This is a genomic window from Roseicyclus persicicus (genome assembly GCF_012395815.1).
GTDB classification, from domain to species: domain Bacteria; phylum Pseudomonadota; class Alphaproteobacteria; order Rhodobacterales; family Rhodobacteraceae; genus Roseicyclus; species Roseicyclus persicicus.
The window spans coordinates 279,903-291,376 of sequence record NZ_JAAZQQ010000005.1 but is presented as its reverse complement, the minus strand read 5'-3'; the positions used below and the strand labels follow the sequence as shown (position 1 = coordinate 291,376).

The window sequence follows — 11,474 nt, the reverse complement described above, 5'->3', positions numbered from 1 at the left end:
GCCGGTGCCTGCCCCGTCCGGGGGGGCGGCGGCTTATTGAGCCGGCGGCGCCGTAATGCCGGAGTCGGCCAGCGCGGTGCTGACGGTGGTGAAGCCGCTGTTGGTCTGGCCGCCGAGGGTGGCGACGGTGCCGACGATGGCGGCGGCGATCAGGGCGGCGAACAGGCCGTACTCGATGGCGGTGGCGCCGTTCTCGTCGGAGAGGAAGGCGGTGATGCGGGTCTGGAACGTGCGGGTCATGGTGGTCTCCTGTGGTCGGGTTGGGTGGCGATCCCGTCGATCGCTCGGTGAGGCCGTTCTGCCGGCCAACCGCCTGTCCCGAAATCCAACAAGGGTCGTATTGCCGACCCACCAGACCATGGTCGGACGCGCATACGACCAAGGTATGAAGGGTATAAATATCTGATATTAAGGTAATTTACGGTTTTTCGACCCGATCCGGCGTTCCGGCGCCGGTCGACGCGGGTTGCGACCGGACCTTGGAGACAGGCCCCCCGGGCGCGACTCGGGCGCGCCGACGGCGGCGACTCGGCCGCGCCATGCGGGCCCCCTCCACGGGCAAGGGCCACGATTCGGGGACGCGCCGGCCGGCCGCGGACAGGCGCGCGGCGCGTTGCGCGGGCGATTCAGTGACGGGACCTGCGCGCAGGGCTGGTGTGGCGGCGTCCCGGCCGCGCGTCCGCCCGGCGCGGTCAGCGCATCAGCAGGACGGGCACCTTGCAGGACCGGACCATCTCGGTCGTGGTGGAGCCGATCACGAGGCTGCGGATGCGGCTGTGGCCGTAGGCGCCCATCACCACCATGCCGAACCCCTCGGCCTCCACCAGCTTGCCCAGCTCCGTCTCCGGCTGGCCCGGCACCACGCGGGTCGCCGCGTCGATCCCGGCGTCCGCGAGCTGCGCCCTGGCATCGGCCAGCGCCCTGGCGATCTCGGGCGTCTCGTGGCCGACGGTCACCAGCGTGACGGCGAGCCCCGCGAACAGCGGGCTGCGCGCGATGTGGTCGACCGCCTTCATCGCCGAGGCCCCGCCGTCATGGGCCACCAGCACGCTGGTGACGGGCCGGAAGGCGCGGGCGGCGACCAGCACCGGACGATGCGCCGCGCGCACGATCCGTTCGAGGTTCGAGCCGAGGTGCCCCCTGGCGAAATCCGCCGCCTCGCCGCGCTTGCCGATCACGATGACGCGGGCCGCGCCCTCGACCTCGGCGATGGTCTCGACGATGTCGCCATGGCGCAGGCGGGTGGTGATGCCGGTCACGCCGTCCTGGTCGACGATGGCGCGGGCGTCCTCGAGGATCGCGCGGCCGCGCTGGCCGATCAGCTTGGCGCGCTCGGCGTCGAGCGCGGCCAGCTCCTCCATCAGCCGCGTGCGCGCGCCCAGCCGGATCGTGCCGGACAGGTCGTTGGTCGCGGGCGCCTCGCGCCGGCCGAGCACATGGATCAGCTCGACGGGCGCCTCCGTGCGCTGGGCGATCCAGGCGGCGTGGTGGCACACGCTTTCCGAATAGATCGACCCGTCGACCAGGGCGATGATCTTGTCCGACATGGGCTTCCCCTCCCTCAATGCGCCGACAGCTGGTCGAGGGCGCCCGGCTTGTCATGGATCGCCAGCCGGTCGACCAGGGTTTCGGTGGCGGCGTTCATGCCCACCACCTCGACCTCGGCGCCCTCGCGGCGGAATTTCAGGATCGCCATGTCGAGCGCCTGCACGCTGGAAATGTCCCAGATATGCGCGCGGCTGACGTCGATCACCACGCGCTCGGGCGCCTCGCGGAAGTCGAAGGCGGCCATGAAATCCTCGACCGAGCCGTAGAACAGCTGACCCTCGACGCGGTAGCTGCGCACGCGCCCGTCGGGGCTGATGTCGCTGGTCACGCGGAACAGCTGCGCGATCTTGCCGGCAAAGAAGATGCCCGACAGCAGCACGCCCACCAGCACCCCGATGGCGAGGTTGTGGGTCCAGACCACGGTCGCCACCGTCGCCAGCATCACGATCGAGGACGACCGCGGGTGCACCGCGAGGTTGCGGATCGACGACCACGAGAAGGTGCCGATCGACACCATGATCATGATCGCCACCAGAGCGGGCATGGGGATGATGCTGACCAAATCGCCGAGGCCGACGACGAGGATCAGCAGGAACACCCCCGCGACGAAGCACGACAGCCGCCCGCGCCCGCCCGATTTCACGTTGATGATCGACTGCCCGATCATCGCGCAGCCCGCCATGCCGCCGATAAAGCCGGTCGCGGTGTTGGCGAGGCCCTGGCCGATGCATTCCTGGTTGCGGTCGGATTTCGTGTCGGTCAGGTCGTCGACGATGTTCTGGGTCATCAGGCTTTCCAGCAGGCCCACGACGGCCACGGCCATCGCGTAGGGAAAGATGATCGCCAGCGTCTCGAGGTTCAGCGGAATGTCGGGGATCAGGAACACCGGCAGCGTGTCGGGCAGTTCGCCCATGTCGCCCACGCTGCGCACGTCCAGCCCCAGCGCCCAGACCAGCGCCGTCAGCACGATGATCGTCACCAGCGGCGACGGCACGGCCCGGGTGATCCGGGGAAACAGGTAGATGATCGCCAGCCCCGCCGCGACCAGCAGGTAGGTCAGCCACGTGACCTCGCGCGGGTCGAGCTCGGGCAGCTGCGCCATGAAGATCAGGATCGCCAGCGCGTTGACGAAGCCGGTCATCACCGATTTCGAGACGTAGCGCATGACGAAGCCCAGCTTGAGCAAGCCCATAACGATCTGCAGCAGCCCCGCCAGCACGGTGGCGGCCAGCAGGTATTGCAGCCCGTGGTCGCGCACCAGCGTGACCATCAGCACCGCCGTCGCGGCGGTGGCGGCCGAGATCATGCCGGGCCGGCCGCCGGCGATGCCGGTAATGACGGCGATCGAGAAACTGGCGTAGAGCCCCACCTTGGGGTCGACGCCCGCGATGATGGAAAAGGCGATGGCCTCGGGGATGAGGGCCAGCGCCACGACCAGCCCGGACAGCAGGTCGGCGCGGATGTTGCCGAACCATTCGGCCCGGTAGGCATCAAGTGACATCATATCAAATCGGGTCCTGACCGAGGGGCACGGGGGCGCGCCCGCATCGGTCGCCTTGTCTGGGTGTGTTCGGGTTGTCCGGCGGATCGGCGGCCGGAAGAGCCACCCGGGGCAGGGCCCGGGTCCATGTTCGCTGCGTTGCGGCATAAACCTTGGGCGTCCAAAAGGCAACCGCGGATCGGGGCAGGGGGCGGCGGGCCGCCCGTGTCGCGGCCCCGGCACGGCGTCCTTGCGCCCGGCCCGGCCCCCTTGTGCGGCCCCTCAGGCCGTCGGTCCCGGAGCGGGGTTCACCACGGACAGGGGCAGCGCCGTGCTGGCCCGCACGCGCTCCAGCGCGAAGGTCGCCTTGACGCTGCGCAGCCGGACGGCGCCGGTCAGCGCCGCGTGGAACCTGTCGTAGGCGGCCAGGTCCGGCACCACCACCCGCAACAGGAAATCGTGGTCCCCCGCGACCCGGTAGACGTCCCGCACGGGGGGCAGCGCGTCGATGGCGGCAAGAAAGCCCGCGCGCCACTCCGCCGTGTGCTCCGGCGCCTCGACCGTGACGAAGGCGGTCAGCGACAGCCCCAGCGCATCCGCATCCAGCAGCGCCACGCGCGCGCGGATCACGCCCGCCTCCTCGTGCTTCTGGATGCGCTTCCAGCAGGGCGTCTGCGACAGGCCGACCCGGTCGGCGATGCGGGCGACCGGGACGGTCGCGTCGCGCTGAAGGATGTCGAGGATCCCGAGGTCGATCCGGTCGAAGGTCATCGCGTTTCCTTCCGGCCGCGGGCGGCCCAATGTGTCGAGTCGGGGCGAGAATGCCACGTTTCCGCAAAAAGTCGATCATCTTTATCGTGTTTATGCGGAAGGGCTCGCTTTCGATGCCGTTCCTGATACTGTCGCCCCTGTTGGACGCAGTTTCCGGGGCCGGGGTCGGCGGATGATCACCCACAAGACGAAATACGCGCTCAAGGCGCTGATGGTGCTCGCCGACGAAAAGGCCGGGGAGGGGTTGGCGTTGCGGATCGAGGAGATCGCGGATCGGTCGGGCGCGCCCAAGCGGTTCCTCGAACACATCTTGCTCGACCTCAAGCGCGCCGGCCTGATCGGGAGCCGCCGGGGCCGCAAGGGCGGCTACGAGCTGATCAAGGAGCCGCGCCGGGTCTCGCTGGCCGAGGTGCTACGCCTGATCGACGGGCCGCTCGCGCCGCTGCCCTGCCTGTCCCGCCGGGCCTACCAGCGCTGCGAGGATTGCACCGACGAACAGAGCTGCCGCGTGCGGGCCGTCTTTGGCGGCTTCTACGCGGCCTACATCCTGATGATCGAGTCGCTGACGCTGGCCGATCTGCAGGAGGACGCCCGCCCGCTCGAGCGCTTTGCCATCCCCGAGCCGGCCACCGGAGAATGATCTTCCAAAATCACGACTGAAAAGAGCGTGAATCCTCCTTTGCTAATCACGATTAAGTCTGTCGATATTTAGGTGTCAGACGGCGCAGGCAGGGCGATGGGGCAAGGGGCTTCCCCGCTTCGGCCCCGCCCCGGCCCGCCGGACACCGGAATGCGACAGGGGTCAGCAAGGGATCGGCCATGTATCACACCATCCAGATCGGCGCGCACACGCTCGCCCAGGGCACCTTCATCCGCAGCCTCGGCGATGGCCGGATCGAGATCGACGCAGGCCACGCGCGCCTGTCCGGCCGCCCCGTCGCCGACCCGAAACCGCCCGCGGCCGGCGGTGTCCTCGGCGCGCTGCGCACGGCCTTGACGGCCGCGCCCCTGCGCGGCGGCATCCTGGCCGCCGTCGCGGCCCTGGGGCTGGTCATGGCGGGCCCGACGCCCGCGGCCGCGCAGGACAGCGTCGAGATCCTCAACGTCTCCTACGACCCGACGCGCGAATTCTACCGGGATTACAACGCGCTCTTCACCGCGTGGTGGACGGCGCAGGGCAACGCCCCCGTCACCATCCGGCAATCCCACGGCGGCGCGGGCGCACAGGCGCGGGCGGTCATCGACGGGCTCGCCGCGACGGTGGTGACGCTGGCGCTGTCGGCCGACATCGACCAGATCGCCGAACGCACGGGCCGCATCCCGGCCGACTGGCAATCGCGCCTGCCGCACAACGCCGCGCCCTATGCCTCGACCATCGTGTTCCTGGTGCGCGAGGGCAATCCGCGCGGCATCGCGGACTGGGACGACCTCGTCGCGGAGGGCGTGCAGGTCATCACCCCGAACCCCAAGACCTCGGGCGGCGCGCGCTGGAACTTCCTCGCCGCCTGGGCCTATGCCGACCGGAACGGGCTCGACCCGCGCGAGTTCGTGGGCGCGCTCTACCGCAACGTCCCCGTCCTCGACACCGGCGCGCGCGGGGCGACCACCACCTTCACCCAGCGCGGCATCGGCCACGTGCTGCTGGCCTGGGAGAACGAGGCGTTCCTCGCGCTCGCCGAACTGGGCGAGGACGCCTTCGACATCGTCGTCCCCTCGGTCTCGATCCTGGCCGAGCCGCCGGTCAGCCTGGTCGACGGCAACATCACCTCGGACGCGCAGCGCGCCGCGGCCGAGGCCTATCTCGCGCATCTCTACAGCCCCGAGGCGCAGGCGCTGGCGCTGCGCCACCACTACCGCGCCCGGGACACCTCGCTGGCCGCGCCGGATGACGTGGCGCGGTTCCCCGAGCTCGAGCTTGTCACCATCGCCGAGTTCGGCGGCTGGTCCGTCGTCCAGCCCGCGTTCTTCGGCGATGGCGGCATCTTCGACCAGATCTACGAGGAGTAGGCGATGCGGCCGGGCCTCCTGCGCACGCCCTCGCCCCTGCCGGGCTTCGGGCTGAGCTTCGGGATCATGATGACGATGCTGTCCCTCGTGGTCCTCCTTCCCCTCGCGGCGCTTCTGGGCCGGGGCCTGGCGATCGGCCCGGCGGAGCTGTGGGACATGGTCAATTCGCGCCGGATCTGGGCGGCGCTGACGCTGTCCTTCCGCGCGGCGCTGGTCGCCTCGCTGGTCAACCTCGTCTTCGGGCTGCTCTTGGCGTGGGTGCTGGTGCGCTACCGCTTCTGGGGCCGGCGCCTGATCGACGCGGCGGTGGACCTGCCCTTCGCGCTGCCCACCGCCGTCGCGGGCATCGCGCTGACGGCGCTCTACGCGCCGAACGGCGTGTTCGGGCAGGCGCTGGCGCCGCTCGGCCTGCAGGTCGCCTATACCGAGCTGGGCATCTGGCTGGCGCTGGTGTTCATCGGGCTGCCCTTCGTGGTGCGCACCGTCCAGCCGGTGATCGAGGAGCTGGAGCCCGACCTCGAGGAGGTCAGCGCCACCCTCGGCGCGCGCCGCACCACCACGCTGTGCCGGGTGATCCTGCCCGCGCTGACGCCCGCGCTGCTGACCGGCTTCGCCCTCGCGCTGGCGCGGTCGGTCGGCGAATACGGCTCGGTCATCTTCATCGCGGGCAACATCCCCGGTCTGACCGAGATCGCGCCGCTCCTGATCGTGATCCGGCTCGAGGAATACAACTATGATGCCGCCGCCGCGATCGGGATCGCGATGCTGGTCATCTCCTTCGCGCTGCTGCTTGCCATCAACGCCATCCAGATCTGGAGCAGACGGAGGATCGGCCTTGTCTGACATCGCCCCCACCCGCCCGGTGCCCGTCACCACCGAGCCGCCGCTGGTCCGCGCCCTGCTGATCGGCCTCGCCGTGGCCTTCGTCGCGCTCTTCCTGTTCGCGCCGCTGGTGACGGTCTTTGCCGAGGCGCTGGCCGAGGGCGGGCGCGGCGTGATCGCCGCCCTGTCGCTGCCCGACGCGCGGGCGGCCATCGCCATGACGCTGACCATCGCCGCCATCGCGGTGCCCCTGAACGCGGTCTTCGGCATCGCGGCGGCCTGGGCCATCGCCAAGTTCGACTTCCGCGGCAAGGCGGTCCTGATCACCCTGATCGACCTGCCGTTCTCGGTCTCGCCGGTGGTGGCGGGCCTGACGCTGGTGCTTCTGTTCGGGGCCAATTCGGCGCTGGGGGCCTGGCTCATGGCCAACGACATCCGCATCGTGTTCGCCTTGCCGGGCATCGTGCTGGCCACGCTGTTCGTGACCTTTCCCTTCGTCGCGCGCGAGCTGATCCCGGTGATGATCGAACAGGGCCGCGCCGAGGAGGAGGCCGCCCTGACGCTGGGCGCCCCGGGCTGGCGCATCTTCTTGACGGTGACGCTGCCCAACACCCGCTGGGCGCTGCTCTACGGCGTGCTGCTGAGCAACGCGCGCGCGATGGGCGAGTTCGGCGCGGTGGCCGTCGTTTCGGGCAAGATCCGGGGCGAGACGGCGACCATGCCCACCATGGTCGAGATGTTCTACAACGAATACCTCTCAGTCGCGGCCTTCTCGCTGGCCGCCGTGCTGGCGCTGCTGGCGCTGCTGACGCTCCTCCTGAAATCCCTGCTCGAATGGCGCCATGCGGACCTGCTGGCGGCCACGCGGCGTCATTAGGAAAGGAACCGCCATGAACATCGAGATCGAGGACATCGCCAAGGACTTCGGCACCGGACGGGCCCTGTACGCGGTGTCGCTGTCGATCCCGTCGGGGGCGCTGATCGCGCTCCTGGGGCCGTCGGGGTCGGGCAAGACCACGCTCCTGCGCATCCTCGCGGGGCTCGAATACCCCACCTCCGGGCGCGTGCGCTTCGACGGGGCCGACGCGACGGGCCTGTCGGTGCAGGACCGCCGCGCGGGCTTCGTGTTCCAGTCCTACGCGCTGTTCCGGCACATGACGGTGTTCGAGAACGTGGCCTACGGCCTGCGGGCGCGGCCCCGCCGGACGCGCCCGCCCGAGGCCGAGATCGCCCGCCGCGTGACCCGGCTGCTGGAGCTGATCCAGCTGCCCGACATCGGCCCGCGCTATCCCAACCAGCTGTCGGGCGGGCAGCGGCAGCGCGTGGCGCTGGCCCGCGCGCTGGCCATCGAACCGCGGATGCTGCTCCTCGACGAGCCCTTCGGCGCGCTCGACGCCCGGGTGCGCAAGGATCTGTGCCAGGGCCTGCGCGAGATCCACGACCGCACCGGCCTGACCACCGTCTTCGTGACCCACGACCAGGACGAGGCGATGGCGCTGGCCGACCTCGTCGTCGTCATGTCGATGGGGCGCATCGAACAGGTCGGACGGCCCGCCGAGATCCGCGCCCGGCCCGCGACCGATTTCGTGCGTGCCTTCACCGCGGCCTGACCGCCGCGCGGGGACGGGGGTGCCCGGCGGCCCGGGGCAGGGCACTGCCCGCGAATGACCAAGGTCTCAGCCCAGAAGTGCCACAGTCCGGCGTCATGGTCGGCATGTTCCAGGTGACCTGAAGGTCATGGACATCCGGCGCGTCCAAGGTGTGCGTCCCGGGCGCCGGTTGCCCGCGACAGTGACCCCCTTGTCCGAACCGAAACAGATAAGAGGCTACCATGAGCGACAAGACCCCATTGATTTTGCACGCGGATGACGAGGAAGACATCCTTGCCATCGCCAAGCTTGCGCTCGAAGTCGTCGGCGGGCTGTCGATCGTTCAGTGCAGCTCGGGCCACCAGGCGATCGAGCTGGCGCAACGGCACAAGCCCGATTTCCTGCTGCTGGACGTGATGATGCCCGGCATCGACGGGGTGGAGACCCTGCGGCGGATCCGGCAGATCGAGGGCTGCCACCGGACGCCGGCCGTGTTCATGACCGCGAAGGTGCTGAACGACGACCGGGCGCGCCTGTTGGCCAGCGGGGCCGAGGCCGTCATCGCCAAGCCCTTCGACCCGATGACGCTGGCTTCCCAGATCGTCGAGATCTGGCGCAAGTCGATCGAAAAGGAATGCCTGCCCGGCTAGCGGCGCCCGCGCCAAGCCCGCCCGACGACTCCCATGACCCGCGACCGGTGCACCGGCCGCGGCGTTTTCGCGCGTCTGGTCGGGATGTGACGGGCCGGCCGTTGCGCCGGGACGGGCCCGGCGGCCCCCAACCTGCGATCATCGTGACGCGAGGGCGGCCCGGCCGTGCCGGTCCGGGCGCGCCTGGGATTGGATAGGGGGAAGGCCGACGGTGCCGGTCACGGGCTGTGCGAGACGGGTCCGTGCGGCGTGAGTGGCGCCCGGCGCCGGTGTCGGGCCGGTCAGCGGGACGGGGTGCCGGTCTCGCCCGACGGGGCGACGACGGTCAGCGTCAGGCGGGGCGACGGGGCCGCGTTGATGTTGTGGTGGACCGCGATCCCGAGGAAATGCGCCACCAGATCGAGCGTCGCCAGATCGTTTTCTACTGCGAATACCTGCATCACACCTCCAGGGCCTTGTCTGCGACCGATTCGTCCCTGTGTCGCCCAGAATTGGGGCTCGACTGTGTCGGATCCATGGAAACAGGCGGTGAATCGGGGCAGCCCCGTCTTCGTCCTGCCACATTTTTTCGCTTGGGCGCCGCGCGGGAGGCATTGCCCCCGCCACCCCGCGCCACCGCCGTCCGGGGCGGGGCGCGGCGGCCAGAGGGGGGCGGGGCCCGTCGGGGCACACTCCAAATGGACGCGTGGGGGCGGTCAGAACCCAGATGTGGTGGAGATGCCGAGGGCGGCTGTCACGCCTGCCGGACCCGGCCCGCGGACCAACCGGATTGGCCCCGCAGAGTCGGCTTGTTGCCGTACTGGAAACGGTTAGCGCAAAAAAGCCACACTGTGGATAAGAACTGGACGAACTTCAACAACCCGGTACAACACGTTGTAATGTAAAGCTCTCGTCGCAGGACGCAACATCCACAATCTGGAGTTTCGCTGTCATGCCGTTGAACACCAGTGCCCCTGTTTCGTCCCAACTCGACCCGGTCTGGCCCGCCCCGGCGGCCCGGTCGTCGCGCCCCGACTGGAGCGCCTACGCGACCGCCTACGACCTGCTGTCCGAGCACAATCCGGCCTACCAGGCCATCTTGCGCGACTTCGAGGCGTTCCTCGCCACGATCGACGTGCCGCGGGTGATCTACGACGTCGGCGGGGGGAGCGGGAACTACACCCGCATCGCCGCCGAGGCCTGCCCGGACAGCGAGATCTGCCTGGTCGAGCCCGACCCGGGCATGATCCGGCTCGCGCAGGCCAAGCTGGCCCGCCATCGCCATGTCCGCTACGACCCCCGCCCGCTGGAGCAGATCGAGGCGCAGGGCAGCGCGGACCTCATCGTGTGCGTGCACGCGCTCTACGCGATGCCCGATCCCGGGCAGCGCCTCGACGACCTGCGCCGGCTGCTGCGTCCGGGCGGGTTGCTCTACCTCGTCGACCTCGGCCGGCTGATGAACGTGACGGACTGGCGGTCCTACCTGTTCGCGCACCTCAGGCGCGAGCACGGTCTGCTGGGCGCGCTGCGCATCTTCTGGCAGGGCCGCGAGATCGCCCGGCAGAACCAGGCCATCCTCAAGGCGCAGAAGGCCGGCGTCTACTGGACGCACAGCGCCGACGAGATGGCCGAGGCCGTCCGTGCCGCCGGGTTCGAGGTGCTCAGGCAGCAGACCGTCTACCGGGATTACAGTGACCTGCTTGTCTGCCGGGCAAGGCCGTAGACTATCGAGGGGTGGGAAAAACACATGAACGAGCAAGTTATCGAGGCGCTGAAGCGCGCCAGGTATCGGGTTTTGACCGAGGGTCCGGATCTCGAACAGCTCTACCGCTTGCGCTACGCCTGTTACCGGGCCGAGGACTCGATCGCCGCCAACGAGCGCGCGATCATGACCGACGCCTTCGACGAGACCCCGAACTGCGTCCATGTCGCGGTCGAGATGGAGGGGCAGATGCAGGCGGCCCTGCGCCTGCACCTGGTGTCGCCGCTGTGCTTCGCATCGCCCACGCTGGAGGTGTTCCCCGAGGTTCTCGAGGGGCTCCAGCCCGGGCAGACGATCCTCGATCCGACCCGCTTCGTGATCGACCCGTCGGCCCGCAAGCAGCGCCTGCCGCTGCATTTCCTGGCGCTGCGCATCCCGTTCCTGGCCACGCTGTTCTATGACGTCGACCTGGCGCTTGCGCCCGTGCGGGTGGAGCACACCGCGTTCTACCGCCGCTACCTCGGCTACGAACCGGCGATGAACCCGCGCAGCTACCCGGGGCTGAAGAAGCCGATCCAGCTTCTGACCGCCAATGTTCGCGAACAGCGGCAGGCCGTGCTGGCCCGCACGCCGGTGTTCGGGCCGGTCGAGGGCATCCCGCAGGCCAGCATCGACTTCCCGCCACTGACGGGGGTCTACATCAGCGCCCGGCGGGGGCGGTCCGCGGCCGCCTGACGCGCGCCGGGGCGCAGGCCCCGCAAGGCCCGGGCGCGATCGGCGCCCGGGTGCGGTCCGACCGGGGCGAGGGGTGCCCGCGGTCGGGCCTCTGGCCAAAGTTTTCTTGGGCAACTGTCGAGGAACGCCAGACGAACGCCGGATTTTCAACACATTGGTTCGTTAACAAATGAAGAGGTCATACTGACGGA

General features: G+C 69.7%; 13 protein-coding genes and 1 other annotated feature. Of the genes, 8 read left to right on the top strand and 5 right to left on the bottom strand.

Annotated features, from left to right (window positions below):
- Positions 1-33: 33 nt before the first annotated feature.
- From HCU73_RS15165 to HCU73_RS15150, 4 genes are all read right to left on the bottom strand, one after another.
- Entirely contained in the window at positions 34-240 is a 207-nt protein-coding gene (locus HCU73_RS15165) for a Flp family type IVb pilin (RefSeq protein ID WP_168624307.1), read from the bottom strand.
- 452 nt (positions 241-692) lie between these two features.
- Entirely contained in the window at positions 693-1,547 is an 855-nt protein-coding gene (locus tag HCU73_RS15160) for a universal stress protein (protein WP_168624306.1), read from the bottom strand.
- Positions 1,548-1,561: 14 nt separating this feature from the next.
- Entirely contained in the window at positions 1,562-3,052 is a 1,491-nt protein-coding gene (locus HCU73_RS15155; RefSeq protein WP_168624305.1) for a SulP family inorganic anion transporter, read from the bottom strand.
- 69 nt (positions 3,053-3,121) lie between these two features.
- Positions 3,122-3,178: a sequence feature (sul1 is cis-regulatory element that is thought to sense ions involved in sulfur or methionine metabolism; They are found in Alphaproteobacteria), on the bottom strand.
- A gap of 132 nt (positions 3,179-3,310) precedes the next feature.
- On the bottom strand, positions 3,311-3,799 hold the full coding sequence (locus HCU73_RS15150) for an Lrp/AsnC family transcriptional regulator (RefSeq protein ID WP_168624304.1): 489 nt from the start codon (positions 3,797-3,799) through the stop codon (positions 3,311-3,313).
- 172 nt (positions 3,800-3,971) lie between these two features.
- On the opposite strand from HCU73_RS15150, the gene HCU73_RS15145 reads away from it, so the two are divergent.
- The 6 genes from HCU73_RS15145 to HCU73_RS15120 all read left to right on the top strand — a co-directional run bounded on the left by HCU73_RS15145 (position 3,972) and on the right by HCU73_RS15120 (position 8,867).
- The gene (locus HCU73_RS15145) at positions 3,972-4,439 is read left to right on the top strand and encodes an RrF2 family transcriptional regulator (protein ID WP_168624303.1); all 468 of its coding nucleotides are present in this window, start codon (positions 3,972-3,974) and stop codon (positions 4,437-4,439) included.
- A 413-nt stretch (positions 4,440-4,852) separates the two neighbouring features.
- A complete protein-coding gene (locus tag HCU73_RS15140; RefSeq protein WP_239025602.1) occupies positions 4,853-5,806 on the top strand; it encodes a sulfate ABC transporter substrate-binding protein in 954 nt (317 codons plus the stop codon).
- A gap of 3 nt (positions 5,807-5,809) precedes the next feature.
- Positions 5,810-6,649, top strand: a complete 840-nt coding sequence (cysT, locus tag HCU73_RS15135; RefSeq protein ID WP_168624301.1) for a sulfate ABC transporter permease subunit CysT — start codon at positions 5,810-5,812, stop codon at positions 6,647-6,649.
- Positions 6,642-7,505, top strand: coding sequence for a sulfate ABC transporter permease subunit CysW (cysW, locus tag HCU73_RS15130; protein ID WP_168624300.1), 864 nt, complete (start codon positions 6,642-6,644; stop codon positions 7,503-7,505). Before cysT ends, cysW begins: the two co-directional genes overlap by 8 nt.
- A 13-nt stretch (positions 7,506-7,518) precedes the next feature.
- Entirely contained in the window at positions 7,519-8,238 is a 720-nt protein-coding gene (locus tag HCU73_RS15125; protein WP_168624299.1) for a sulfate/molybdate ABC transporter ATP-binding protein, read from the top strand.
- Between the two features lie 221 nt (positions 8,239-8,459).
- Positions 8,460-8,867: a response regulator gene (locus HCU73_RS15120; protein WP_168624298.1), complete on the top strand. Its 408-nt coding sequence runs from the start codon at positions 8,460-8,462 to the stop codon at positions 8,865-8,867.
- A 281-nt stretch (positions 8,868-9,148) separates the two neighbouring features.
- On the opposite strand, the gene HCU73_RS15115 is transcribed toward HCU73_RS15120, so the two are convergent.
- On the bottom strand, positions 9,149-9,307 hold the full coding sequence (locus tag HCU73_RS15115; RefSeq protein ID WP_168624297.1) for a hypothetical protein: 159 nt from the start codon (positions 9,305-9,307) through the stop codon (positions 9,149-9,151).
- Between the two features lie 491 nt (positions 9,308-9,798).
- Here HCU73_RS15115 and HCU73_RS15110 point away from each other — a divergent pair, with 491 nt between their 5' ends.
- Both HCU73_RS15110 and HCU73_RS15105 read left to right on the top strand, forming a co-directional pair.
- The gene (locus tag HCU73_RS15110; RefSeq protein ID WP_168624296.1) at positions 9,799-10,569 is read left to right on the top strand and encodes a class I SAM-dependent methyltransferase; all 771 of its coding nucleotides are present in this window, start codon (positions 9,799-9,801) and stop codon (positions 10,567-10,569) included.
- 24 nt (positions 10,570-10,593) lie between these two features.
- Positions 10,594-11,283: an N-acyl amino acid synthase FeeM domain-containing protein gene (locus tag HCU73_RS15105; protein ID WP_168624295.1), complete on the top strand. Its 690-nt coding sequence runs from the start codon at positions 10,594-10,596 to the stop codon at positions 11,281-11,283.
- Positions 11,284-11,474 lie beyond the last annotated feature (191 nt).

Coding starts and splice junctions, on each gene's coding strand:
- HCU73_RS15165 (WP_168624307.1), bottom strand. CDS start 240: ATGACCCGCACGTTCCAGACCCGCATCACCGCCTTCCTCTCCGACGAG.
- HCU73_RS15160 (WP_168624306.1), bottom strand. CDS start 1,547: ATGTCGGACAAGATCATCGCCCTGGTCGACGGGTCGATCTATTCGGAA.
- HCU73_RS15155 (WP_168624305.1), bottom strand. CDS start 3,052: ATGATGTCACTTGATGCCTACCGGGCCGAATGGTTCGGCAACATCCGC.
- HCU73_RS15150 (WP_168624304.1), bottom strand. CDS start 3,799: ATGACCTTCGACCGGATCGACCTCGGGATCCTCGACATCCTTCAGCGC.
- HCU73_RS15145 (WP_168624303.1), top strand. CDS start 3,972: ATGATCACCCACAAGACGAAATACGCGCTCAAGGCGCTGATGGTGCTC.
- HCU73_RS15140 (WP_239025602.1), top strand. CDS start 4,853: ATGGCGGGCCCGACGCCCGCGGCCGCGCAGGACAGCGTCGAGATCCTC.
- cysT (WP_168624301.1), top strand. CDS start 5,810: ATGCGGCCGGGCCTCCTGCGCACGCCCTCGCCCCTGCCGGGCTTCGGG.
- HCU73_RS15125 (WP_168624299.1), top strand. CDS start 7,519: ATGAACATCGAGATCGAGGACATCGCCAAGGACTTCGGCACCGGACGG.
- HCU73_RS15120 (WP_168624298.1), top strand. CDS start 8,460: ATGAGCGACAAGACCCCATTGATTTTGCACGCGGATGACGAGGAAGAC.
- HCU73_RS15115 (WP_168624297.1), bottom strand. CDS start 9,307: ATGCAGGTATTCGCAGTAGAAAACGATCTGGCGACGCTCGATCTGGTG.
- HCU73_RS15110 (WP_168624296.1), top strand. CDS start 9,799: ATGCCGTTGAACACCAGTGCCCCTGTTTCGTCCCAACTCGACCCGGTC.
- HCU73_RS15105 (WP_168624295.1), top strand. CDS start 10,594: ATGAACGAGCAAGTTATCGAGGCGCTGAAGCGCGCCAGGTATCGGGTT.